This window comes from Nocardia thraciensis, assembly GCF_054782435.1.
In genome coordinates this window covers 26415-50561 of the sequence record NZ_BAAGSM010000043.1, presented here as the reverse complement: position 1 = coordinate 50561, position 24147 = coordinate 26415, and the positions used below count along the sequence as shown (strand labels likewise).

Sequence of the window (24147 nt, the reverse complement as noted above, 5' to 3'; positions counted from 1 at the left end):
AGCGTGTTCAATTAAACTGAGGGACGAGAAACTCCCCCTTTTTGGTAGCCAGCTAGCTCCCAGATCTCCGATCGCACCGCAGATGCTCTTGCGGCCACCGACATCGACTACATCGACAGCATGGGAAACGCCCGTCTGGCATTCGGACCAGTGTTCGTACGCACCCGAGGGCAACGACGCCCCGCCGCAGCACCCAGCAGGCTACCGACCAGAGCCAACTTGTTCAGCGCCAAACGGATGCAGGTGCTCTTCGCACTGCTTGCATGGCCCGATTCTGCGGGCAAACCGGTTCGCCAGATCGCTACCGCGGCCGGAACCTCGGTGGGTATCACACAGTCGACACTGGAAATCATGCAGGAAACCGGCTTCTTGATCAGCGGCTCGCTACAACGTCGCGATGAGCTACTCGACCTCTGGGCCGCCGCCTTCCGAGGTTCGCTACTTCCCAAGCTGGAGTACGGCTCGTTCAGCGGAAGTATCGAAGGCTCGTCTCCGCCATCGGGATACCTCATCAGCGGAGAGTCCGCCGTCGCGCTGATCCGGAGCCCTCGGACACTAACGCTCTACATCGAGCACTTCGACCTCGCCGAAGCTGTTCGAAGCGGTTGGCAGAAATCCGGTGCCCCCGAACATCGATACCGCCGGAAATTCTGGAACGAGCCGGACTGGGCTGCACCGACAGACCACCAGAGCGTCTTCGGTACATCCACCGCTCCCCCGCTCATGATCTACGCAGATCTACTGGCATCCAACGAACCGCGACACGCAGAAGTAGCGCGAATGCTGAGAAAGGCCCGCCTTGTTTGACCTCCGCCGTATCGATCCACGATCCCTGGATCTGATCGACTGCGTGGGGGTCGAATTAGTGTCTCGGGCCGAGCCCGACACCGCGTCGACAATGCTGATTGGTGCACATTGCCGCGACCTAATGCACGAGGGATTCGGATATACCGAGCCGCTGCGTTTCGACCAATGATATGGACATCGCCTTAGCGGTCGACGGCGAGGACGAATACCGGCGGATCACCGAAGTACTACCGAAGTACTACCGAAGTCTGGCAGCACCTAAATCCGCTACTCGGTCGCCGGCGCGGTCGATGTGGTGCCGTTCGGTGATATCGAAGACCCTGTCGGCACTACTTCCCTGCCAGGTAGAAGGGAGCTGGTCGATGTTTTCGGGTTTCAGGAGGTCTTCGCCGAATCGATCCGTGTGCCATTACCGAGCGGTTATCAGATCGCGGTTCCTGCAAGGAGGACACCGACGTCCGATCATCGCTGTACACCAGTCGTGCCGAACTGCTGATCGAGGCCGACCTGGACGTCGACATTGCGTCGTTACAAATCCTCGGCGAAGAAATCTCCGCGATTCTCGGGGATATGCGAACAGCAGAGTTGGCTGCGGTGTGGCGCCGGACAGACCGTGATCTACTTGCTCATTAATTCGCTCTGATTCGATCGAATACCAGGCCCGACCAAGGAGCCGCACACGCAGCAATACGTGCTGCGACCTCCTTCCTATCCGCATGAACATGCGGTAGCTCATCATTCGAAGCCACCCACCGGAGCGGGAGACCAGACGTCGAAACGGAACGAAATTACACGTTGAACCGGAACTCGACCACATCCCCGTCGTGCATCACGTAGTCCTTGCCCTCCATGCGGACCTTGCCCGCAGCCTTGGCCGATGCCATGGAGCCTGCCTCTACCAGGTCGTCGTAGGCGACGACCTCGGCCTTGATGAAGCCGCGTTCGAAGTCGGTGTGGATTACGCCTGCGGCCTTGGGGGCCGTGTCGCCCTGGTGGATGGTCCAGGCTCGGGCTTCCTTCGGGCCTGCCGTCAAGTAGGTCTGTAGGCCGAGGGTGTGGAAGCCGGCGCGGGCCAGGGCGTGTAGGCCGGGCTCGGCCTGGCCGATGGACTCCAGGAGTTCTGTGGCGGACTCCTCGTCCAGTTCGAGCAGTTCCGCCTCCACCTTGGCGTCGAGGAATACCGAATCCGCCGGGGCCACAGCGGCTTTCAGCTCGGCGACGCGGGCCTCGTCGGTCAGGATCGACTCGTCGGCGTTGAAGGCGTACAGGAACGGCTTGATCGTCAGCAGCGAGAGCTCTCGCAGATGGTCGGTGTCGAGCTTGTCGCGGACCGAGAACAGGGTCTTGCCCTCGTCGAGGATGTCCTGGGCGGCCTTCGCCGCCTCGAAGAACGGCTTGCGGTCCTTCTTGACCTTGGCTTCCTTCTCCAGGCGCGGGACCGCCTTCTCCAGGGTCTGCAGGTCGGCGAGGATCAGCTCGGTCTCGATCACCTCGATATCGGCGAGCGGGTCGACGCGGCCGTCGACGTGCACCACATCGTCGTCGGCGAAGACGCGGACCACCTGGCAGATGGCGTCGGCCTCGCGGATGTTGGCCAGGAACTTGTTACCCAGGCCCGCACCCTCGGAGGCACCCTTCACGATGCCCGCGATATCGACGAACGACACGGTGGCGGGCAGGATGCGCGCGGAGCCGAAGATCTCGGCGAGCTTGTCCAGCCTCGGGTCGGGCAGCGGCACCACCCCGACGTTCGGCTCGATCGTGGCGAACGGATAGTTCGCCGCCAGCACGTCGTTCTTGGTCAGCGCGTTGAACAGCGTCGACTTTCCGACGTTGGGCAGGCCGACGATACCGAGGGTGAGACTCACGAGTAGTGCAGTCTACGCGCCGGGCGCGGGGCGATGCCGACGGCATTGCGGACCAGCCGGTCAGGCGAACTGGCGCGGATCCATCGCCGCGTACCCGGCGTCGTCGGGGTGCGGACGGCAATCCGGGGCTCGCACCCGCAGCGCCTCGGCTTCGACAACGGTGCGGTGTTCGTACTCCCGTACCGAAACGTTCACGGAACGACCAGGCCACCGGATTAGGCTGCGTGCCCGTGCCCACGGAAACCGAAGCCGCCTACCGCGCGCGTGTCGACGCCGCGCTCCGGGTCGAGTTGCAGCGGGCACTGGGTGCCGAGCTGATCGATTCCGCCGATCCCGCCGCCGGGGCGCGGTTCCCGGTGCGCGGCCTGGCAGCGACTCCGGCGGGCACCCTGCACGCCGGGGCGCTGAACGCGATCGCGGAACTGGCCGGATACCTCGCGGTGGCGCCGACGCTGGGCCCGGGCGAGCACGCCGTCACGCACGCCATCGCCACGCAGGTGATCCGGGCGGCCCCACGCGACGCCTGGGTGCACGTATACGGCGCACTGGCGAAACGAGGCCGCACCCTGGCCTTCGTGACCACGACGGCGACGCTGGACGGACCAGACTCACCCGTGATCGCCACGAGCCAGATCACCAAATCCATTGTCCCCGACCGGACCGACCGGGGCTGACGCCGCCTGGCGCGCGGAGCGTCACCGACCGCCCAGCCCCGACTGCGCGACCCCGCGCACGAACGACTTCTGCGCGATGGCGTAGACGATCAGCAGCGGCGTCAGCACCGTGACGGCGGCGGCCATGAGCAACGGCCACTGGGTGTGGTACTGCCCCTGCAGCCGGACCAGACCCAGTGTGACGGTGGCGATCTCGTTGCGCTGGATCATCACCAGCGGCCACAGGAAGTCGTTCCAGACGGTGATCCAGGTGAGGACCGCGAGCACCATGACGGCGGGCCGGGCGTGCGGGAGCAGCACCCGCCAGTAGATCTGCCAGGTACCGCACCCGTCGAGGATGGCCGCCTCCTCCAATTCCGCTGGGAGCGTGCGGAAGAACTGACGCATCAGGTAGGTGCCGAAGGCGGAGCCGAACAGGCCGGGCACGATCATCGCCCACGGGGTGTCCACCCAGCCGAAGGTGCGCATGAGGATGAACTGCGGAATCACCGTCACCGTCAGCGGCACCATCAGCGTCGTCAGATAGGCGAGGAACAGCACCTCGCGACCGGGAAAACGCAAGCGCGCGAACGCGTATCCGGCCAGCGAGCAGAAGAACACCTGCCCGGCGGTGATGCACCCGGCGTAGACGGCGGTGTTCAGCAGCATCCGCCCGAGCGGCAGCAGGCCGAACATCTCGCCGTAGTTCGACCACTGCGGGTCGGACGGAATCGGGTTCGGATCGCTCACCGTCCCCTCGGCCTTCAGGGAGGCCCCGAGCGCCCACAGGATCGGACCGACGGCGCACCAGGCGATCGCGATCAGCGCCGCGTAGATCAGCGCCCCGCGCACCGTCCGCCGCAGGATCGTCCGCTGCCCGTGCGAGTTCACGGCTGCTCCGGATCCCGGCGCGCCAGCCACAGCTGGATCAGGGTGAGCACCAGCAGCAGCGCGAACATCACCCAGGCCAGCGCCGCGGCATAGCCGATCTCGTAGAATCGGAAAGCGTTCTGGAACAACATGATCCCCAGTACATAGGTGCCGGTCTCCGGGCCGCCGTTACCATCGGTGAGCGCGTAGGCCTGATCGAACGCCTGCACCGAGTTGATGACAGTGATGACGAACACGAACGACAGCGCGCCCCGAATGAGGGGCACGGTGATCGATCGGAACCGCCGCCACGCCCCCGCGCCGTCGATCTTCGCCGCCTCGTACAGGTTTTCGGGGACGCCCTGCATCGCGGCGAGCAGGATCACGGTGGCGAACGGCACGCTCTTCCACACCGTGACGACGCTCAGCGCGAACAGTGCCCAATTCGGATCGCTCAGCCACGGAATCGGCGGCGCCCCGACCCAGCCGAGCATCAGGTTCACCAGCCCGTCGTCGGTGGTGAACAGGAAGCGCCACACCACAGCCATCGCGACGGTCGAGGCGACCAGCGGCAGGAAGGCGAGGGTGCGAAACAGCCCTATCCCCCACAGCTTCCGATTCAACGCGGCGGCCACGGCGAGGCTGATCACCACAGTCGGCACCAACGCCAGGACCGTGAACACGGCCGTATTGCGCAGCGCGATATAGAAGAGCGGATCGTCGAGCAACTGCCGGTAGTTGCCCAATCCCGCAAACCGCATCGGCCCGAACAGATCCCAGGAATGAAAGCTGAGATACAGCGAGAAGCCCAGGGGGAACAGGAGAAAGACCACGACAGCAGCGAGATTCGGTGCGATGAAGCCTATTCCGGCCCGCATCCGGCGCCGCTCCAGCGTGGATCGGCGCCGCCTGCGGGCAGATGCGGGGTCGCAGGACGCGGCGTCCCGCCATGACGCGGGCGTCAACTCCGCCGCGCCAGCGGGCCGACCGATGGTGCCGGTGACAACACCTCCCCGATCGCTCCCGTTCATGTCCGCGCCCGCAGCAGCGCATCGATGTCGGCGGCGGCCGTCCCCGCCAGGGAGTCTGCGGTATCCGCGCCGCGTAGCACCCGATTGCAGCTGCGGGACAACAGGGACTCGACCTTGCTCCAAGCGGGAGTGATCGCGAACTGACGGGAATGCTCGGGCCCGTCGATGAGCACGTCGAGATTGCGGATATCGCGATGGGCCGCGGCGAAACCGGGTGAGCGCAGGGCCGAATGCAACACCGGCACGAACAGCCCGGATTCGCCGATGATCTCCTGCCCCGCCGGACCGGTCGCGAACTTCACGAATTCCCAGGCCTTTTCGCGGCGCGGGCTGGCGGCCGCGATACCGAGCCCGGTGCAGCCGACGTCGGTGATCGCATCCGGCCCGCCGTGCGGGCCGACCGGCAGCACGGTGACATCGAAATCGAGTTCGTCTTCCTGGGCGAACTCCGAGTACAGCCAGTGGCCACCCAGGAGCATCGCCGCCCGGCCCCCGGCGAACAGGTCGTAGGCCGAAACCGATTGCCGGTCCGCGATATCGGGCGCCACCCGGTGCCGCAGCGCGAGGTCGGCATAGAACTGCACGCCGTCCGCGAACCGCGGATCACCGATATTGGTGCGCGTCGGTGCCATCGGCGGACTGAACCATTCGGCTCCGTTATTCATCCCGAAACAGGCCGCCGAATAGTAGGGCACCCAGCCGTCCACGAAACCCCATTGCCGCGTGCGGCCGTCGCCGGTCCTTCGGGTCAACCGCTGTGCGGCAGCGAGGAATTCGTCGAAGGTCCAGGCGTCGAGCCACCGGCGCGGCGGGTGAATTCCGGCCTGGTCGAACATTTTCCGGTTGTAGTAGAGGAATACCCCGGACCACTGCTCGGGCAGTGCGTACTGCGCGCCCCCGTAGGTGAAGGTGTCGTACAGCGGCCGGTGGCTGTCGCGGCGCAGGTTCCGCGCATAGTCGGGTTCCCGATCCAACAGCGAGTTCAGATCCAGTAGCACACCGCGTTCGGCCAGACCCGCGTAGAGCAGTTCCCAGGCCATGAGCACATCCGGGCATTTACCGCCCGCGCAATAGGTCAGCATCTGCTGCAGCGGATCCGGCCCGGACATGATGGTCCGGATCCGGATATCGGGGCGGCGCCGGTGGAATTCGTCGATGATGCGCAGCCGGGCGCGGGCCTCCTCCGGCCGGGCCTGGAAGAAGAAGGTCACCGCGTCGTCGTCGGTCGTCCCGCATGCCGAGGCGCCCACCAACGGCAGTGCCAGCGCCGACCGTAGCACGGTGCGACGCGTCGGTGCCGGGTGCTCTGCCTCCGCTTCGCTCCGGCGGTGCACGGTCTACCTCTCGCTCTCGTCCTTGCGGTGCAACGGGGTAATCGGGCCGCGAGACACCCGGGTCGCAGGCCGGTGAACAATCGCTGACCAGCACCGGAGCATACGGATATCCGTCTCGCGGGCGCGGGCGACACGCACACCCGAGCCCGGACGATCCGCGACTTGCGGACAATTCGCCCGCGGCTGCTCCCGGCGGCACCGATCCCAACTGGCGAGAATCGAAGGCGCAGTATGTGAGATCGGCGTGGCAACATACAGTCGGAGACGGCACCGCGACCGGCACTACCCCGCCGCGCCGAACCACCTCTGCTGGGCCCGTGAACAGCGGACTTCCGGCAGCCCGCCCGACAGGCCGACCACCTGCCGGGGAATATATGTTCAGACTTTCTTAAGTCGCGTTCACGCACGCCCCGGTTCGGCTACGTTGTGTCCGTTTCCGCATGACCCCAGTGAACAGCACGGGAGTAGCTCGCATGGCGACCATCGAATACCTCCGAACAGACCCCGACCTACCTCCGGTGGGAGTCGCGGATCGTTCTCGGATCAGCCCCGCGAAGAAGGGCATCTTCCTCGCGATCGCCATTCTCGGCGCGGCCGCCTGGGCCGTCCTCGGTATCGCGCGCGGCGAGAACGTCAACGCGGTGTGGATCGTGCTGGCCGCCGTCTGTACCTATGTCCTCGCCTATCAGCTCTACGCGCGGGTGATCGAATGGAAGATCACCAAGCCGGACGACCGGGTCGCCACCCCCGCCGAGGAGATGGAGAACGGCAAGGACTACATGCCGATGGACCGGCGGGTCCTGTTCGGCCACCACTTCGCCGCCATCGCGGGCGCCGGTCCGCTGGTCGGGCCCGTGCTCGCCGCGCAGATGGGCTACCTGCCGGGCACGCTGTGGATCGTGTTCGGCGTGGTGCTGGCCGGTGCAGTGCAGGACTACCTGGTGCTGTGGGCGTCGACGAAGCGCCGCGGCCGCAGCCTCGGGCAGATGGCCCGCGACGAGCTGGGCGTGATCGGCGGCATCGCCGCGCTGGCCGCCGTGCTGGTGATCATGGTGATCCTGCTGGCGGTGCTGGGCATCGTCGTGGTCAACGCGCTGGCCGCCACCAAGGGCGCCGACGGGCAGCTGCACGGCGGCAGCCCGTGGGGCGTGTTCTCCATTTCCATGACCATCCCGATCGCGGTACTCATGGGCCTGTACCTGCGCTACGTGCGCCCGGGCAAGGTCGGCGAGATCTCGCTGATCGGCTTCGCGCTGCTGATGCTCGCCATCATCTCCGGTCGCTGGGTCTCCGAATCCGGTTGGGGCCGCGACCTGTTCACCCTCTCGGGCACCACCATCGCCTGGATGCTGATCATCTACGGCTTCATCGCCTCGGTGCTGCCGGTGTGGCTACTGCTGGCGCCGCGCGACTATCTGTCGACATTCATGAAGGTCGGCACCATCGTGCTGCTCGCGGTCGGCGTGGTGGTCACCATGCCGGTGCTGAAGGCGCCCGCGGTGTCGCAGTTCGCCTCCAACAGCAGCGGCCCGTCGTTCGCGGGCAGCCTGTTCCCGTTCCTGTTCATCACGATCGCCTGCGGCGCGCTGTCGGGATTCCACGCCCTGGTGTCCTCGGGCACCACGCCGAAGCTGCTGGAGAAGCAGTCGCAGGCGCGCATGATCGGCTACGGCGGCATGCTGATGGAGTCGTTCGTCGCGGTGATGGCGATGATCGCCGCCAGCATCCTCGACCAGCACCTGTACTTCGCCATGAACGCGGGCGCGGGCGTCACCGGCGGTACCGCCGACAAGGCCGCGACCTACACCAACAGCCTCGGGCTGAGCGGTCCCCCGATCACCGGGGGCGAGCTGACGCAGATCGCGAAGGATGTCGGCGAGGAGAACGTCGTCTCACGCACCGGTGGCGCGCCGACGCTGGCGATGGGCATGACGGAAGTGATGCACAACTTCATCGGCGGCACCGCGCTCAAATCGTTCTGGTACCACTTCGCGATCATGTTCGAGGCGCTGTTCATCCTCACCACGATCGACGCCGGTACCCGCGTGGCCCGGTTCATGCTGTCGGACACCCTGGGCAACTTCGGCGGCCCGGCCGCCAAGTTCAAGAATCCGTCGTGGTGGCCGGGCGTGTTCATCTGCTCGTTCATCGTGGTCGCCGCGTGGGGCTCGGTGCTGCTGATGGGCGTCACCGATCCGCTGGGCGGCATCTACACGCTGTATCCGCTGTTCGGCATCGCCAACCAGCTGCTGGCCGCGGTCGCGCTGACCGTCGTACTCGTCATCGTGGTGAAGAAGGGCCTGTTCAAGTGGGCCTGGATTCCCGCGGTGCCGCTGATCTTCGATCTCGTCGTCACCATGACGGCGTCGTGGCAGAAGATCTTCTCCGGCGACAAGAACATCGGATACTGGACGCAGCACGCCAACTACAGCAATGCGCGGGACGCGGGCAAGATCCTGGCGCCGGCGAAGACGATGGCCGATATGGACAAGGTGGTGCGCAACACCTTCATCCAGGGCACGCTGTCGATCATCTTCGCGGTGCTGGTGCTGATCGTGGCGACCGTGGGATTGATCGTGTGCATCCGGGCGTTCCGCAAGGGCGGCGGCCCGACCACCGAATCGCCGGAGGTGCCGTCGAAGATCTTCGGACCCTCGGGCTTCATCGCCTCGAAGCCCGAGAAGGAGGTGCAGCGGGAATGGGACGAGCTGGCGAAGGCGGGGAAGGTCCGGCTTCCCGGGGCCGCGCACGCGGTGTCGACGGAATGACGGCGCCCGGCGCGCGGGGCGGTCCGGCGTGGACCGTCCTGCGCGGCGCGCGCGCCGTAGTCTCGTATATGAACGCCGTACTGGGCGGGCAGGACTATGCGCGCTACGTCGAGCATCTGCGCCGCAACCATCCCGATCGGCCGATCCCCTCGGAACGGGATTACTGGCGCGAGCGGCACGACGACGCCGCCCGCAACCCCGCCAACCGCTGCTGCTGAGCACGTGGTCGGCTCGCCGGAAATACGGGATAGTGAGCTATCAGCACATAATCAGCAATCAGTGTCATAGCAATCGCACACCGCAGTGCAACGCACGCACTCGGGGGAAGGTGACTGATTTCCGCTAGCGCGGATCGACGCGGACTGACATGGTGGACAGCGTGAGTGCGAACCGTCTGGACTTCGAGCGCTGTTACCGTGCTGTGGCGACCCGCGATGCCCGTTTCGACGGTCAGTTCTTCACCGCGGTGCGGACGACCGGAATCTACTGCCGCCCATCGTGTCCGGCTATCACTCCGAAGCGCGCGAATGTCACGTTCCTGCCCACCGCGGCGGCCGCGCAGCAGTCGGGCTTCCGGGCCTGCCGCCGCTGCCTGCCCGATGCCGCGCCCGGTTCGCCGCTGTGGAACACCCGCGCCGATCTGGCCGCGCGCGCGATGCGGCTGATCGCCGACGGCGTGATCGAACGCGGCGGGGTACCGGCGCTGGCGGGCTCGCTCGGCTATTCGCAGCGGCAGCTGACCCGCGTGCTGACCGCCGAACTCGGGGCCGGGCCGCTCGCGCTGGCCCGCGCCCACCGCGCACACACCGCCCGCCTGCTGATCCAGACCACCCGAATGCCGATGTCCGACATCGCGTTCGCGGCGGGCTTCGCCAGCATCCGGCAGTTCAACGACACCGTGCGTGAGGTGTTCGCGGTCAGCCCGACCACCCTGCGTGAGGAGGCGCGGCGGCTGCGCGGCGACACCCTGCCCGCCACCAACGGCATGCTCACGCTGCGGCTGCCGTATCGCGAACCGCTGGACACGTCCTGGCTGGAATGGTTCCTGTCCTCGCACGCGGTGCCCGGGCTGGAGCTGTGGGAGGACGGCACCTACACCCGCGCCCTGCGTACCCCGCACGGACACGCGACGGTGCGGCTGAGCGTCCACACCGGACATGTGCGCGCGGGCCTGGCGCTGCACGATATGCGCGATCTGGCGCCGACGGTGGCGCGGCTGCGGCATCTGCTCGACCTCGACGCCGACCCGATCGGCATCGACGAGGCGCTCGACACCGGATTCCGGGGCGGCGGCACGGCGGTGACGCCCGGCATCCGGGTCCCCGGCTGCCTGGACGGGCCGGAGTTGTTGCTGCGCACCATGATCGGGCAGCAGATCTCGGTATCGGCGGCCGCCACCCACACCGCGCGCCTGGTCGACGCGCTCGGCGAGAGCGTCAACGGTCCGGTGCCGCGACTGTTCCCGACCGCGGAGGCCATCGCCGACCGCGGCGCCGAGGTGCTGACCGGCCCGGCCCGGCGGACCGCCTCCATCCTGTCGGCCGCCCGCGCGCTCGCTTCCGGCGACCTGTCGCTGCACGCGGGGCGCACGACGGGCGATGTGCGGCGGGACCTGCTGGCGCTGGACGGCGTCGGGCCGTGGACCGCCGACTACGTGGCCATGCGGCTGCTCGCCGATCCGGACATCCTGCTGCACACCGACCTGGTGGTGCGGCAGGGGGCGTCCCTGTTCGGGATCGACCTGACCGATACCGCGCGCTGGGCACCGTGGCGGTCCTACCTGTCCATGCATCTGTGGAAGCGCGCGCTGACCGAGCGCACGGCGCCCGCGATCGCCACCAACGGCTCTGTGAAAGTGGGTGTACGGCAGTGACTTCCGCCGATTACGCGACGGTCTCGACCCCGATCGGGCCGTTCACGACGCTCGCGGACCATGAGGGCGCCGTGCTCGCCTCAGGGTGGACGACCGATGCCGATGAACTCCGGGATCTGGTGCATCCGCGGTTGCGCCCGACCGAGCTGCGGCGGCGCGAATCCCTCGGCGCGGTCACCCGGGCGGTCGAGAAGTACCACGCCGGTGAGGTTTTCGCGATCGACGACATCGCGGTGCGGCAGGTCTCGGGCCCCTTCCTCGTGCATGCCTGGGAGGTGCTGCGCAAGGTTCGGTCCGGAGATCCCGTGACCTACACGGCCTTCGCGAATCTGTCGGGCCGCCCCGAGGCGGTGCGCGCCGCCGCCAACGCCTGCGCCCGCAACGCCGCCGCCCTCTTCGTCCCCTGCCACCGCGTACTACGCACCGACGGCACGCTGGGCGGCTTCCGCTGGGGCCTCCCGGTCAAACGCTGGCTCCTCGACCACGAGGCCCGGAGCGAGTAGCAGCGCGCTTCATACGATTGTCTGCAGGCGGGAGCCTGTCGACTCGCGGAGGACGTGGAGGCGACTGGGGATGCGCTGGCGCATCTCGTCGACGTGACTGACGACGCCGACAACCCTTCCACCGGAACGCAATTCGTCGAGGACTCCCATGACGGCGTCGAGGGTGTCGGCGTCGAGGCTGCCGAAGCCCTCGTCGATGAACAAGGTGTCGAGTACCAGGCCGCCGGATTCCGCGGCCACCACATCGGCCAGGCCCAGCGCCAAAGCCAGTGAGGCCATGAAGGTTTCGCCGCCGGACAGCGTCTTGGCGGGGCGGACCGCGCCGGTGTAGTCGTCGCGAATGTCGAGCCCGAGCCCGCCGCGGCGGCCGCGCGGCCCCGCCACGTCGGAGTGCACGAATTCGTAACGGCCACCGGACATCCGACCCAGCCGCACGGAGCCGGCCACCGCGACCTCCTCCAGACGCGCAGCCAGCACATAGGAGCGCAGCGACATCCGGCGATTGTTCTCGCCACGCCCGGCCACCACCTCGGCCAGGCCCGCCAGCTCGTCGTGGGCCTGCTGCGCCGGAGCGATGCGGTCCACCGCCGCCCACAGCTGCCCGCCCAGTTCCTCCAACTGCGCCACGCGGCGGGACGCCTCGGCATGCGCCGCCACCGCGACGTCCAGGCGGGTACGCGCCCGGGCCACCTGGCTTTCCATCGCCTCGAGATCGCCCGGCTCGGTGTCGGCGGCGGCCTGGATCTCCGGTTCGGCCAAGACCGCCTCGGCGTGCGCCCGGGCGCGGTCGGCGGCCACCAGCTCCGCCTCGATCTCGGCCTGCCGCTGCGCGGTGCGGGTCGCGGCGTCCACCACCTTGGCGTATGCCGCGAGGACGGCGTAATCGGCATCGCCGACGACTTCCACCTCCGTGGTCAGCGCGGCTGCGCGAGCGAGCTGTTCGACCCGCCGCGCCTGCGTGCCGACCTGATCACGGGCCGTATCGGCCTCGGCGCGGGCGGTGCGCAGTTCGGCGGCGTCGCGGACGAGTGCCTCGAGGCGGGCGCGACGGCGCTCCACCGTGCCGTCGCCGCCGGCCGCCTCCCGCAGCCGTTCGGTCAGCTCGGCCAGCCGCCGGTCGGCGGCCAGCATGCGCTCCTGCACTGCACTGCATCGGCTTTCGAGGTCGCGCAGTTCGTCCTGCAGCCGGGTCTCGTCGGTGCGCAGACGGGCCAGTTCGACCGTGAGATCGTCGTGCCGGACCGCCGCGCGGCCCGCGGCCTCGTGTCGCTCGGTGGCGGCGTTCAAGGCGGCGGCCAGTTCCGCCCGGTCGCCGTCGCCGCCGCGCTCGATCAGCACCTCGATCTGGCGTTCCAGCTCCGTGCAGCGGGCCAGTGCCTGGTCGCGAACGGCCTCGGCGGCGCGCTCGTTCGCCACCGCCCGCTCCTCGTCGTCTCGCGTGGCGGCCGCATCCGCCGGGCGTGCGGGCGCCGGATGCTCGACGCCGCCGCATACCGCGCAGGGCTGGCCCTCGGCCAGCGCTCCGGCCAGTTCGGCGGCCATTCCCGCGAGCCGCCGCTCCCGCACGTCGAGGGTGCGTTCGCGGGCGTCGACATGTGCGGACCTGGCCTCCTCGTAGTCGGCGCGCGCCCGCGTCGCTTCCGTTCGGCGACGGACCAGTTCGATCGCGGCGGCCGCGGCGGTGCGCAACCGCTCGCATTCCGCGGCCAGGCCCGGCAGCCCGGCCATCGCATCGGCCGCCTCGCGCAGCCGCACCTCGGCGGTCCGGATGGACTCGGGCAGTTCCGCCCGCCGGACCGAGAGCTTCTCGATGCGGCCGGTCAGCTCCGCGTATTCGGTGCGCAGACTTGCCAATTCGGCCGTCAACACGCTCGCCGACTCCGCATCGGCCCGCACCTCGTCCAGCGCCCCGATCCGCGCCGACCACCGCTGCGCGGCCGGTTCCAGGCCGTATTCGGCCGAGGAATCGGGCGCGGGTTGGGCAACGTCGTCCGGGGGCGGCTGTGCGGGCATGAAGCTGTCGAGCGAGAACAGCTCCAGCTCGACGGGCCCGGACAGGCTTACGGCCTCCGCTGCGGCCGCCGCACGCCTGGACCTGCTCGCGGCCCGCCCGGAATTGCCCGCCGCCGGGCCGGTCCCGACCGTCGTCCGACCGGACCGATCCGCGGTCTGCTCGGAGTCCCCGGCCGACCCGGGCCGCCCCCCGAAACCCGTTTCGCCCGTGCCGTTTTCATACCTCGCGGTCGGCACCTCTGGCGCCATCGCGAGGAGGTCGTCTGCCAGCGCGGTTCCGGCGAGTTCGGCCGCCGCGAGATCGGCTGCGGCCCAGACGGTTCCCTCGAGTTCCAGACTCGGCGGCTCGAGCAAGCGGGCCGCCAGGCGTTCGGCGGTCGTGCGGGCCTCGTCGGTGCGGCGCCGCAGCACACCCGCGGCCGAGCGCGCCTCGGTGAGGGCCGTGGCGACCGGTTCGGCGCGGCGGGATCGGTCGAGTTCGGCCGTCAGCTGGGCGCGGCGGTCGGCTCCCGCCGCGTGCTCGTCGAGTTGGGCGCGGGCGGCCGTCAGTCGACGCCGCAGCTCCCGCAGGCGACGCTGCTGTTCGGCGGCGTTCTGGGCGCGGGCGGAATCCTGCTGGCACCGTTGGAGTTTCGTCGCGGCGGTGGTCAGGTCGGCGCGGGCGGTCGTCAGCAGCCGCTGCGACCAGTCGACGGCCTCCAGCGGACCGACGGTTTCCGTGGCGCCCGCACCGGCGGCGACGCCCACCTGGGCGATCAGCCGGTCGATGCTCAGCCGCTGCGCCTCCAGGTCGGCGCCGCTGTCCCGCCGCCGCTGCGCCAGCCACTGTTCGGCGGTGCCGAAACGCTCTGTGTCGAAGAGCTTTTCGAGCAGCTTCTCCCGGTCCTCGTTGTCCGCCTGCAGGAATCGCGCGAAATCGCCCTGCGGCAGCAGGACGACCTGGAAGAACTGATCGGCGCTCATGCCGAGCAGGCGGTTCACCTCGTCGCCGATATCCGGTATGCGGGAAAGGTTCCGGCCGCGCCCGTCCAGCCATTCCAGCGTCGCGGCGGCCTGTTCGGTGGCCCAGCCGGTGCCGCGCTTCTTCGGCCGCTGGAACTCCGGCGAGCGGACCAGGCGCAGGCGGCGGCCGCCGAGCGTCGCCTCGAGCGTGACTCGCGGCGGCGTCTGCGGGTCGGCGTGGTCGGAATGCAGCCGCTTGCTCTCCCCGCGCGGCCCGGGCACCCGGCCGTAGAGCGCGAACGCGATCGCGTCCAGCACGGTGGTCTTGCCCGCGCCGGTCTGCCCGTGCAGCAGGAACAGCCCGTCGGCGCCCAGTTCATCGAAGTCGACGACCGCGGTCTCGGCGAAGGGGCCGAAGGCCGTCAGCTCCAGCCGATGCAGCCTCATGCCGACAGCTCGCCGGTCACGGGTGCGACCGCCTCGGATTCACGTTCGGCGACGGCCGCGACCAATGCGCGCTCCACCCACTGCATTTCGCCCGGCGTGGGGTCGCCGCGAACGTCGGTGAGGAAGCTGCGCGCCACCTCGGTATCGCGTCGGCCGTGCACGCGCTCACGGTAGCGCAGCTCCGGATTGCCCTCGGGCCGAGACCATTCCACGTGCACGGCGTGCGGGAATCGGGTCCGCAGGCGGCGCAGCGCGTCCACCGGGCGAGCGTGGTCGGTCAGCGTCGCCGAGACGTAATCGTCCTCGGCCGCAGCGTGACCGGGGTCGTCGAGCAGTTCCTCGAGAGTGCCGGTGAGCTGGGACAGCGCACGCACCTGGGGCAGATCGTGGCGCACGACCTCCGTCAGGCCGTCGCCGTCGAGGTCGAGCACCCAGACGGCCTTGCGATGTGAGCGCTCGGCGAACGAATACGGCAGCGGCGAACCGGAATAACGCACGGACTCCGACAGGGTCTGCGGCGAGTGCAGGTGGCCCAGCGCCACGTAGTCGACGCCGTCGAAGGCGCCCAGCGGCACCGTCTCCACACCGCCGACCGAGATGGACCGCTCCGAACCCGTCGCCTCGCCGCCCACCACGAACGCGTGGGCGAGCACCACCGACCGCGGAGTTCCGCGCTCGGCGAGATCGGCGCGCACGCGCGCCATGGCCGCGTCGAGAATCTCGGCGTGCGAACGCGCCTCGGGCACCCCCAGCTCCGCGCGGGTGATCTCCGGCTCCAGGTAAGGGATGCCGTAGCAGGCGATCTCGCCGAACTCGTCGGACAGCAGCACCGGCCGCCACATATCGCTCACCGCGGTGCGCAGATGCAGCCCGCCCGCCGCCGCGAAGCTACCCAGCGCGCCCAGCCGGGTGGGCGAATCGTGGTTGCCGGAGGTTGCCACGATCACCGCCCCCGCCGCGCGGATCGCCTCGAATCCACGGTTGCACACCGCGATCGCGTCGGCACTCGGTATCGACCGGTCGTACACGTCACCCGGCAGCAACACCGCGTCCACCCGTTCGGCGGCCACGAGCTCGGCGATGGATTCCAGCGAACGTGCTTGATCGGCAAGCAGATCGACGCCGTGGAACGTGCGCCCGATATGCCAGTCCGACGTATGCAGCATCCGCATGCCGCGAAACCGTAGCCCCTCCCACCGACAGAGACGAAACCGCCAGGCCGACCCCTCACCAACCTGTCCCAAAATCGCAGGAACCGCCCATCGTTTGCCCGCTTCCCCCTACTTGTCGGTGCCATGCGGCACCATCTGCATCTATGACCGCACCGATGCTGTTTGCGCTGCTGTTGGTGTTCGCCGCCGGGTTCGGACTCGGCTGGCTGGGGCATGCCGCGCGGGCGGGACAGCGCGCGGCGGCGGCCGAGGCGCAGCTGGCGGCGCTGCGCGATAACGAGAAGATGCTGCGGCAGTCGTTGAGCGCGGCGAACGAGGATGCGGCGCGGCGCAATTCGCATGCGGTAGGCACACTGGTGGAGCCGCTGCGGGAGGCGGTCGGCGCGTTGAATCAGCATCTGCGGCAGGTCGAGCACAACCGCATCAACGCCTATTCCGGCCTACGGGAACAGGTGGCGGGCATGCAGCGCGTCTCGCATCAGCTGTCCTCGCAAACCGGGCAGCTGGTGTCCGCGCTGCGGGCGCCACAGGTGCGCGGGCGCTGGGGAGAGATTCAGCTGGAGCGGGTGGTGGAGCTGGCCGGCATGTCGCGGCACTGCGATTTCGACACGCAGGTCAGCGGCTCGGGGCAGGACGGCGGGGTGCGGCCCGATCTCGTGGTGCGGCTGGCGGGCGGCCGCCAGATCGTCGTCGACGCCAAGGTGCCGCTGACCGCCTACCTGGACGCCACCACCGAGGACGATCCGCGGCTGCGGGGCGAACAGTTGGCTCGACACGCCAAACACCTGCGCGCGCATGTCGATCAGCTCGCCGACAAGGCGTACTGGACGGCATTCGACCCCGCTCCGGAGTTCGTGGTGCTCTTCGTCCCGGGCGACCCGTTCCTGGATGCGGCGCTGACGGCCGACTCGGGGCTGCTCGAGTACGCCTTCGGCCGGAACGTGATCCTCGCGACACCGACGACGCTGATCGCGCTGCTACGCACGGTCGCGTTCGGCTGGCGTCAGGAGGCGCTGTCCCGCGATATGGCTACGGTCCAGCAACTGGGCCGGGAGCTGTACGCGCGCCTGGGCACGACGGGCCGCCACCTGGATCGGCTGGGTGCGCAGCTGGGGAAGGCCGTGGACGCCTTCAACCACACCGTCGCGGCGGTGGAGTCGCGGGTGATGGTCACCGCCCGGCGGCTGCACGAGCTGGAGATCGGGGATCGGGAGGTTCCGGCAATCGGCCGTGTGGAGTCCTGGCCGCGCGCGGTCGGACTGGCCGAGACCAGCGAGTAAGCCGTTCATCCGCCCGGCGTCGAGACACGTTTCGGCCGCGGCAGATAGTGTGCTTTACGTGGTAGCTACCCAAGGCGAGCGATCCGAGGTGCCCGCATCGCACCGCTCGATCATCCCGTCGGTGCCCGGTGTTCCCGCCGGCGCGGCGGTGTTGATCGCGGTGGCCTGCACTTTTATCGGGTTCTTCATCGATGCGGGCAGCAGCGGCAAGGAGCTGACCCGGACGTTCTCGGTCTGCTACATCGTCGGCTGTGTGCTGGCGGCACTGGTGGTTCGCTACCGCGGCCTGTTCACCGCGATGGTGACGCCGCCGCTGCTGCTGTTCGTGTCGGTCCCGCTGGCCTATCAGCAACTACTCGGGCGCACCTCGACCTCGGTGAAGGATATCCTGCTGAATCTGGCGATTCCGCTGGTGAACCGGTTCCCGACGATGGCGTTGGCCACCATTCTGGTGCTGCTGATCGGCGGCGGCCGCGTGCTGATGCATCGGCGGGAGGCGCAGGACACCGGCGGCGCCCGCGCCCGCAAGAGCACGACTCGCGGGCCGCGTCCCGGCGATCGCGCCCGCCGGACCCGACCGGGCTCTCAGTCCGATACGCTCCGCCGCCGCGCGCGCTCGTCGCGGCCGACCCCTGCCGATGTGGACCCCGACCCTTCCCCGGCGCGGTCGAATCGCCGGACCTCGGGGCGGGTCGCGGAGCGGCCGCCGCGCGTCTCAGCGGCCCCGGCGTCCCCCCGGGCCTCCGATCGCGCCGCGGCGGCCGAGCCGCCCCCGCGTCGCGCCCGTCCACAGCGCAATGGCGACGTTCCGCCGCATCCGCGCCCGAACGTCCGCTACCGCGACCGCGATTCCGGCCGCATCGAGCGCTGACCCACGGCTGCCGCAGGCCCGCTCCGCGCATCATCCCCACGCCGGGTTTGATCGCTCCCCCGCGAACGCCGTTACGCGCCAACCGCATCAGCGCCTCCGCATTTCCGGCATGCTTTTGGCCGGAATCTTCTCCCTGGTGGATTCCGGCCAAAAGCATGCCGGAAATAGGAGGGCAGCACACGCCAGAAGTAGGAGGAGCAGCGCGCGCCGGAACTCGGAGGGCAGCGCGCGCCGGAACAGGGAGGGCAGCACACGCCGGAACTCGGAGGGCAGCGCGCGCCAGAACTGGGAAGGCAGCACACGCCAGAAGTGGAAGGCAGCACACGCCAGAAGTGGGGAGGGCGCATGCCGGACACAGGTGAGCGCGGTAGCGGTGGATGGACGGTGGGCTTCGGGCTCTGGGGGCTCAGCGGCGGGCGGCGCGCAGTTCGCGGGGCAGTGCGAAGACCAAGGTCTCGTTGGCCGTGGTGACCGGCTGGACCTCGCCGTAGCCGTGTTCGGCCAGCAGGTCCAAGACGCCGCGGACCAGGAGGTCGGGCACCGAGGCGCCGGAGGTGACGCCGATGGTCCGCACGCCCTCGAACCACGCCGGGTCCACCTCGCGGGCGAAGTCGACCAGGTACGACGCGCCGGCCCCCGCGCCGAGAGCGACCTCGACCAGGCGCTTGGAATTGGAGGAGTTGCGCGAGCCGACCACGATCACCAGATCACACTCCGGCGCCATCGCCTTCACCGCGGTCTGGCGGTTGGAGGTGGCGTAGCAGATGTCGTCGCTCGGCGGGTCCTGCAGGTTCGGGAAGCGCTCCCGCAGCCGCTGCACCGTCTCCATGGTCTCGTCCACCGACAGCGTGGTCTGCGACAGCCAGATCACCTTGTTCTCGTCGCGCACGGTGACCGCGTCGACCGACTCGGGGCCGTCGACCAGCTGGACGTGGTCGGGCGCCTCACCAGCGGTGCCCTCCACCTCCTCGTGGCCCTCGTGGCCGATGAGCAGGATGTCGTAATCGTCGCGGGCGAAGCGCTTTGCTTCCTGGTGCACCTTGGTCACCAGCGGGCAGGTGGCGTCGATGGTGTGCAGGTTGCGGGCGGCGGCCGAGGCGTGCACCGCAGGCGACACGCCGTGCGCGGAGAACACCACGGTGGCCCCCTCGGGCACCTCGTCGGTCTCGTCGACGAAGATCACGCCGCGCTCGCGCAGGGTCTCCACCACGTGCCGGTTGTGCACGATCTCCTTGCGCACGTAGACCGGGGCGCCGTGCTTTTCCAGCGTGCGCTCCACGGTCTCCACCGCGCGGTCCACACCGGCACAGTAGCCACGCGGTTCGGCGAGCAGCACGCGTTTGGCCGCGCCGGTCTCACCCGACCCGGCCGACCGCGCGATTCCTACATTCAACGGGATAGCCGAGGACATGTCCCACAGCTTACGTGCGCGCCATGCGACTCGCCCACCAGGCGGCCTGCCGACAACACCCCCGACCACGGCTGATTTAGTGGAGACATGGGTAATTCTCCCGGCCCCACCCTTTGCATCACACCGCGTTTCGGGCACGCTATGACCATGTTTCGACCGCCGTTCATCGCCCGCGTTGCCGCCGGGGCAGCCGTGTACGCCCTCGAGGAATCCCGTCGGCTACCCACTGCGGCAGTGAATTTCCCGATCACCGCCATCAGCCAGCTGCTGCAGACGACCATGCACGCGCAGCAGTTCGTGACCAGCCTCGCCCTGAAAGGTGATGCCGTCTTCGACCGTTTGGCCAATCGCCCGGTCGAACAGCCGGAATGGGCCACCTTCGACGAGGACCTCGAGCCCGAGCCAACCGTCGGCTCCCCCTTCGATTCGGCCCACGTGAGCCGTTTCGACATGTTCTCCGAGCCCGAGCCCGAGCCGGAACCCGCCGCCGCACCCGAACCGGCCCCCGAACCCGAACCCACCGCGGCCGAATCAGTCACCGTCGCAACGGCTTCCAGCAACGGCAGCGTCGAGGTGATCGAGCCGGAGGTCGCCGCCCGCTACGACTACACCACTATGACCCTGGCGCAACTGCGCGCCCGCCTGCGCATGCTGAGTGTCGAAGATCTCACCGCCCTGCTCGCCTACGAGCAGCAGACCCGCGACCGGGCGCCGTTCGTGACCATGCTGACGAACCGGATCGCCACCGTGCAGGCCCAGTGACGGAGCGCGGCGGCGCTGAGCAGGCCGCGCATCGCCCTGCGAACTCGGCCGAGCAGCCGTGGCCGGTGCGCAGCATCGCGATCAAGGTCGCGCAGTGGATCGAGCGCCTCGGCAGCGTCTGGGTGGAGGGTCAGATCACCCAGATCTCGCTGCGGCCCGGCGCCCGCACCGCGTTCCTGGTGCTGCGCGATCCGGCCGCCGACATGTCGCTGTCGGTGACCTGCGCGCCGGAGCTGCTGCGCGATTCGCCGGTGCCGCTGCAGGAGGGCAGCCGGGTCGTCGTGTACGGCAAGCTCTCCTACTTCACCGGCCGCGGCACGATCTCGTTGCGGGTCACCGAGATTCGGCCCGTCGGCATCGGCGAGCTGCTGGCCCGCATCGAGCGGCTGAAGGCGCTGCTGGCCGCCGAGGGCCTGTTCGATCCGCGCCTGAAGCGCCCGATTCCGTTCCTGCCCAAGGCGGTCGGCCTGATCACCGGCCGGGCCAGCGCCGCCGAGCACGACGTGCTGACCGTCGCCCGGCAGCGCTGGCCCGCGGTCCGGTTCGAGATCCGCAATACCGCGGTGCAGGGCCCGACGGCGGTGCCGCAGATCCTCGACGCGCTGGCCGAACTCGACCGCCATCCCGACGTCGAGGTGATCGTGCTGGCCCGCGGCGGCGGCAGTGTCGAGGATCTACTGCCCTTCTCCGACGAGACGCTGTGCCGCGCCATCGTCTCGGCCACCACACCGATCGTGAGCGCCATCGGGCACGAGCCGGACAATCCGATCGCCGATCATGTCGCCGATGTGCGCGCGGCCACCCCGACGGATGCCGCCAAGCGGGTCGTCCCGGACGCGGCCGCCGAACTGGCGCTGGTCCGCGAGCTGCGCGAACGCTCGGCCGCGGCCCTGCGCGGCTGGGTGCGGCGCGAATCGCGCGCCCTGGAGCAACTGCGCTCGCGGCCCGTACTGGCCGATCCGCTGCGCCTGCTGGAGCAGCGGCACCAGGAGGTCGAGCGATGGCGCACGGCCGCGCAACGCGCCGTCGACCATCTGCTCACCGCCGAATCCACCACCACCCGCCATCTGCGCGACAAGCTCACCGCGGTCGGCCCCGCGGCCACCATGGCCCGGGGATACGCGGTGGTGCAACGGGTTACGGGCCGGGAGCGGCACGTGATCCGCGCCGTGGCCGACGCGCCCCCGGGCAGTCAGCTGCGCATCCGGGTCGCCGACGGCGCGATCAGCGCCGCCACGCTGGGCAGTCAGGGTCTGGGCGGTTCACGAAATACGAAGGAGGCGAACGATGACCGACAGTGATCTCGCCGAGATCGCGACATTCGGCTACGAGCGTGCCCGCGACGAGCTCGTCAACGTCGTGAAGATGCTGGAGCAGGGCGGCATGGACCTCGACGATTCGCTGGCGCTGTGGGAACGCGGCGAGGCGCTGGCCACCCGCTGCGAGGAACATCTCGCCGGGGCCCGCAAGCGGGTCGAGGACGCGCTGTCGCGCCGCGATGCCGAAAGCGAGTAGTCCCATGGGTATCCGCCGCGCCGTTCCCGATCTGCGACCCGCCGATATGGCGCGCACCCGGGCCTTCTATCGGCAGCTCGGCTTCGAGGAGGTGATGGATCTCGGCTGGGTCGTCACGCTCGCTTCGCCGTCCAACCCGACCGCACAGATCATCCTCTTCGGCGCGAATGCCGAACAGCCGCAACCGAATATCAGCGTCGAGGTCGACGACGTGGACGCCGTCCACGAGACGATGGTGGCCGCCGGGGCCGAGGTGGTCTACGCGCTGCGCGACGAACCGTGGGGTGTGCGAAGGTTTTTCGTGCGCGACCCGGACGGCACGATCGTCAATGTCGTCAGCCACGGCTGAACCCGCGCTCAGCTGAGCATCCGCACCAGCCGGTCGTGGACCGTCCGCCAGCTGTCGGGACCGAGGTCGTGCTCGTTCAGCAATTCCAGCATCCGCACCACCTGCAGGGCCCGAACTCGCTGTACGAGAGCGGGTTCGGCCGGATCGATCCCCGCACCGTCCAGGAAGGCGGGGAACGCGGAGGTGAACACCTCGGGACCGGCGAAGCTCACCGACCACGCCCACCACGCCACATCGAACAGTGGATCGGCCAGCCGGACCGATTCGAAGTCCAGCAAGCCGGTGATCGAGGTGCCCTCGACGAGCACGTTCACCGGCGCGAAATCGCCGTGCGCGAGCACGGCCGGGCGGCCCTCGAACAGCTCGGGCAGTTCGACCAGAACCGACTCCAGCGCCTCGCCTTGTGCCGCCGAGAGCGCGGGCGCCAGGCATTCGGCCCACGCGTCGGCGCGCGCGGCGAGGTAGCGCGGGCGGGCCCACGCATCGTCGAGATCGAGATCGTCGCAGGACAATTCGGAGAAATCGGCGAGCATCGCCCCCATCGACCACGCCACGAGCGGAAACCGCGGCCCGCGCAGACCGGTCTCCGGACTGTCGGGCACCGGGACGCCGGGTAGCGCCTCGAACACGATCCAGGGCGGATCGGCGTCGAGGCCCGACTTGCGCACGCCCGGAATCGTAATTCCCTTGTCCGCGGCCGGTTTCCGCAGCGCGTCCATGACGCGCACCCGGCGCTCGCCGTCGGCCCGATGCCGGTAACGCTGCAGCACGACGCGGGTGTTGTCGGCGAGGGTCACCAGGTCGGTACTGTTCTGCGTGCCCCACTCGGCAGGTATCGAAGCGCTGACCTCTTGCCCTACCGTCTGCTCGAGCCAGCCGATATCCGCACGTTCCACTTGCCTGACGTTAGCGGGCGTACCCGGGCCCACGCCACGAAACGGCGCGCCCGCGGGCGGCGGACTTTCTACGGGGCGATCGGCTGGGCCGCGCCGACCGCGCCCGCCAGTGTCTTGTAGGCATCCTGATTCCCGGCGCCCTTGACCACCACCCGCACCGGCCCGAAGTCGGTGATCCAGGCCGGTTCGCTGCCCTCGACGTGATATACGGTCCAGGTGCGCTCGCCGACCTGCTGGGTGCCGCTGCGCGAACGGGTGTCCAACAGGTGATTCGCGAGCGCGTCGGCGGCGGCATTGGACTGCGACACCTGCATGTAGGTGCCCTGCGGTGTGATGAAGCCGACGGTGCTCACCGCTCCCCCGCCCGTACCGGAGACGGTGTCGCGGCTGCCGGAGTTGGGCTGCCAGTCGGCGGGCAGGGCGGGCTCGCGGATCGGGAACGGCAGCGTGCGCGCATCGTCGCGCAGGGCGGCGTGCGCGTCGAAGACCGGGATCTTGCCCGGCGTGGGGCCGTTCGCCGAGAAGCTGCACTGGCTGGCGATCGCGGCGATCACCAGGCAGATCAGCACCAGCGGAAGCAACGACCAGAACAGGTCCTTGTAATCGTGCTGACTGCGCGGCTTCTGGTACGACACGTCCCAAGTATCCACGCCCGCGGCCGCCCGCCACCGCACGGGCTCCCGCCTGGACGACGGACCGGATCATTACCGAAGTGGAACGCCAGTGCCTGATCGAGGCCGCGAACCGTCTGCGACAATTTGCCCAGCAGTAGACAACTCGAG

General features: G+C 69.1%; 22 protein-coding genes. 12 read left to right on the top strand and 10 right to left on the bottom strand.

The window, feature by feature from the left end; genetic code table 11:
• Positions 1-237: 237 nt before the first annotated feature.
• On the top strand, positions 238-807 hold the full coding sequence (locus ACYVLQ_RS27585) for a type IV toxin-antitoxin system AbiEi family antitoxin (RefSeq protein WP_460700445.1): 570 nt from the start codon (positions 238-240) through the stop codon (positions 805-807).
• A 788-nt stretch (positions 808-1595) separates the two neighbouring features.
• Here the strand turns inward: ACYVLQ_RS27585 and ychF are convergent.
• Both ychF and ACYVLQ_RS27575 read right to left on the bottom strand, forming a co-directional pair.
• A complete protein-coding gene (gene ychF, locus ACYVLQ_RS27580; RefSeq protein ID WP_460700444.1) occupies positions 1596-2675 on the bottom strand; it encodes a redox-regulated ATPase YchF in 1080 nt (359 codons plus the stop codon).
• Positions 2676-2735: 60 nt separating this feature from the next.
• Positions 2736-2870: a hypothetical protein gene (locus ACYVLQ_RS27575; RefSeq protein WP_460700443.1), complete on the bottom strand. Its 135-nt coding sequence runs from the start codon at positions 2868-2870 to the stop codon at positions 2736-2738.
• Between the two features lie 35 nt (positions 2871-2905).
• Here ACYVLQ_RS27575 and ACYVLQ_RS27570 point away from each other — a divergent pair, with 35 nt between their 5' ends.
• A complete protein-coding gene (locus ACYVLQ_RS27570; RefSeq protein WP_460700442.1) occupies positions 2906-3349 on the top strand; it encodes a PaaI family thioesterase in 444 nt (147 codons plus the stop codon).
• 21 nt (positions 3350-3370) lie between these two features.
• Here the strand turns inward: ACYVLQ_RS27570 and ACYVLQ_RS27565 are convergent, their stop codons facing one another.
• The 3 genes from ACYVLQ_RS27565 to ACYVLQ_RS27555 all read right to left on the bottom strand — a co-directional run bounded on the left by ACYVLQ_RS27565 (position 3371) and on the right by ACYVLQ_RS27555 (position 6509).
• Complete coding sequence (locus tag ACYVLQ_RS27565) at positions 3371-4219, bottom strand: carbohydrate ABC transporter permease (RefSeq protein ID WP_460700441.1); 849 nt, start codon at positions 4217-4219, stop codon at positions 3371-3373.
• On the bottom strand, positions 4216-5091 hold the full coding sequence (locus ACYVLQ_RS27560) for a carbohydrate ABC transporter permease (protein ID WP_460700708.1): 876 nt from the start codon (positions 5089-5091) through the stop codon (positions 4216-4218). The genes ACYVLQ_RS27565 and ACYVLQ_RS27560 overlap by 4 nt, the downstream gene beginning before the upstream one ends.
• A 134-nt stretch (positions 5092-5225) precedes the next feature.
• Entirely contained in the window at positions 5226-6509 is a 1284-nt protein-coding gene (locus tag ACYVLQ_RS27555; protein ID WP_460700440.1) for an ABC transporter substrate-binding protein, read from the bottom strand.
• A 527-nt stretch (positions 6510-7036) separates the two neighbouring features.
• Here ACYVLQ_RS27555 and ACYVLQ_RS27550 point away from each other — a divergent pair.
• The 4 genes from ACYVLQ_RS27550 (at position 7037) to ACYVLQ_RS27535 (ending at position 11707) form a co-directional block, all read left to right on the top strand.
• Positions 7037-9331 carry a carbon starvation CstA family protein gene (locus ACYVLQ_RS27550; RefSeq protein ID WP_460700439.1) on the top strand — a complete coding sequence of 765 codons (2295 nt, stop codon included), beginning with the start codon at positions 7037-7039 and terminating at the stop codon, positions 9329-9331.
• On the top strand, positions 9328-9549 hold the full coding sequence (locus ACYVLQ_RS27545) for a YbdD/YjiX family protein (protein WP_460700438.1): 222 nt from the start codon (positions 9328-9330) through the stop codon (positions 9547-9549). The genes ACYVLQ_RS27550 and ACYVLQ_RS27545 overlap by 4 nt, the downstream gene beginning before the upstream one ends.
• A gap of 149 nt (positions 9550-9698) precedes the next feature.
• Complete coding sequence (locus ACYVLQ_RS27540) at positions 9699-11204, top strand: AlkA N-terminal domain-containing protein (protein WP_460700437.1); 1506 nt, start codon at positions 9699-9701, stop codon at positions 11202-11204.
• Positions 11201-11707 carry a methylated-DNA--[protein]-cysteine S-methyltransferase gene (locus ACYVLQ_RS27535; RefSeq protein ID WP_460700436.1) on the top strand — a complete coding sequence of 169 codons (507 nt, stop codon included), beginning with the start codon at positions 11201-11203 and terminating at the stop codon, positions 11705-11707. The genes ACYVLQ_RS27540 and ACYVLQ_RS27535 overlap by 4 nt, the downstream gene beginning before the upstream one ends.
• Before the next feature lie 9 nt (positions 11708-11716).
• On the opposite strand, the gene ACYVLQ_RS27530 is transcribed toward ACYVLQ_RS27535, so the two are convergent.
• Positions 11717-15109 carry an AAA family ATPase gene (locus tag ACYVLQ_RS27530; RefSeq protein ID WP_460700435.1) on the bottom strand — a complete coding sequence of 1131 codons (3393 nt, stop codon included), beginning with the start codon at positions 15107-15109 and terminating at the stop codon, positions 11717-11719.
• Positions 15106-16281, bottom strand: coding sequence for an exonuclease SbcCD subunit D (locus ACYVLQ_RS27525; protein ID WP_460700434.1), 1176 nt, complete (start codon positions 16279-16281; stop codon positions 15106-15108). The genes ACYVLQ_RS27530 and ACYVLQ_RS27525 overlap by 4 nt, the downstream gene beginning before the upstream one ends.
• A 143-nt stretch (positions 16282-16424) precedes the next feature.
• Here ACYVLQ_RS27525 and ACYVLQ_RS27520 point away from each other — a divergent pair, with 143 nt between their 5' ends.
• Together ACYVLQ_RS27520 and ACYVLQ_RS27515 are read left to right on the top strand one after the other, a co-directional pair.
• On the top strand, positions 16425-17561 hold the full coding sequence (locus ACYVLQ_RS27520) for a DNA recombination protein RmuC (RefSeq protein WP_460700433.1): 1137 nt from the start codon (positions 16425-16427) through the stop codon (positions 17559-17561).
• Between the two features lie 58 nt (positions 17562-17619).
• Complete coding sequence (locus tag ACYVLQ_RS27515) at positions 17620-18432, top strand: DUF6542 domain-containing protein (protein WP_460700432.1); 813 nt, start codon at positions 17620-17622, stop codon at positions 18430-18432.
• Positions 18433-18838: 406 nt separating this feature from the next.
• Here the strand turns inward: ACYVLQ_RS27515 and ACYVLQ_RS27510 are convergent, their stop codons facing one another.
• On the bottom strand, positions 18839-19843 hold the full coding sequence (locus ACYVLQ_RS27510) for a 4-hydroxy-3-methylbut-2-enyl diphosphate reductase (protein ID WP_460700431.1): 1005 nt from the start codon (positions 19841-19843) through the stop codon (positions 18839-18841).
• A gap of 147 nt (positions 19844-19990) precedes the next feature.
• On the opposite strand from ACYVLQ_RS27510, the gene ACYVLQ_RS27505 reads away from it, so the two are divergent.
• Genes ACYVLQ_RS27505 through ACYVLQ_RS27490 form a run of 4 tightly spaced genes read left to right on the top strand, consistent with a single transcriptional unit; the run spans position 19991 to position 22469 of the window.
• Positions 19991-20605, top strand: a complete 615-nt coding sequence (locus ACYVLQ_RS27505) for a lipid droplet-associated protein (RefSeq protein ID WP_460700430.1) — start codon at positions 19991-19993, stop codon at positions 20603-20605.
• On the top strand, positions 20602-21906 hold the full coding sequence (xseA, locus tag ACYVLQ_RS27500) for an exodeoxyribonuclease VII large subunit (RefSeq protein ID WP_460700429.1): 1305 nt from the start codon (positions 20602-20604) through the stop codon (positions 21904-21906). Before ACYVLQ_RS27505 ends, xseA begins: the two co-directional genes overlap by 4 nt.
• Entirely contained in the window at positions 21893-22120 is a 228-nt protein-coding gene (locus ACYVLQ_RS27495; protein WP_460700428.1) for an exodeoxyribonuclease VII small subunit, read from the top strand. Before xseA ends, ACYVLQ_RS27495 begins: the two co-directional genes overlap by 14 nt.
• Positions 22121-22124: 4 nt before the next feature.
• Positions 22125-22469 carry a VOC family protein gene (locus ACYVLQ_RS27490; RefSeq protein WP_460700427.1) on the top strand — a complete coding sequence of 115 codons (345 nt, stop codon included), beginning with the start codon at positions 22125-22127 and terminating at the stop codon, positions 22467-22469.
• 8 nt (positions 22470-22477) lie between these two features.
• Here ACYVLQ_RS27490 and ACYVLQ_RS27485 read toward each other — a convergent pair whose 3' ends face one another.
• Both ACYVLQ_RS27485 and ACYVLQ_RS27480 read right to left on the bottom strand, forming a co-directional pair.
• Positions 22478-23365, bottom strand: a complete 888-nt coding sequence (locus tag ACYVLQ_RS27485; RefSeq protein ID WP_460700426.1) for a phosphotransferase family protein — start codon at positions 23363-23365, stop codon at positions 22478-22480.
• Between the two features lie 68 nt (positions 23366-23433).
• Positions 23434-24000 carry a DUF4245 domain-containing protein gene (locus ACYVLQ_RS27480; RefSeq protein WP_460700425.1) on the bottom strand — a complete coding sequence of 189 codons (567 nt, stop codon included), beginning with the start codon at positions 23998-24000 and terminating at the stop codon, positions 23434-23436.
• Positions 24001-24147 lie beyond the last annotated feature (147 nt).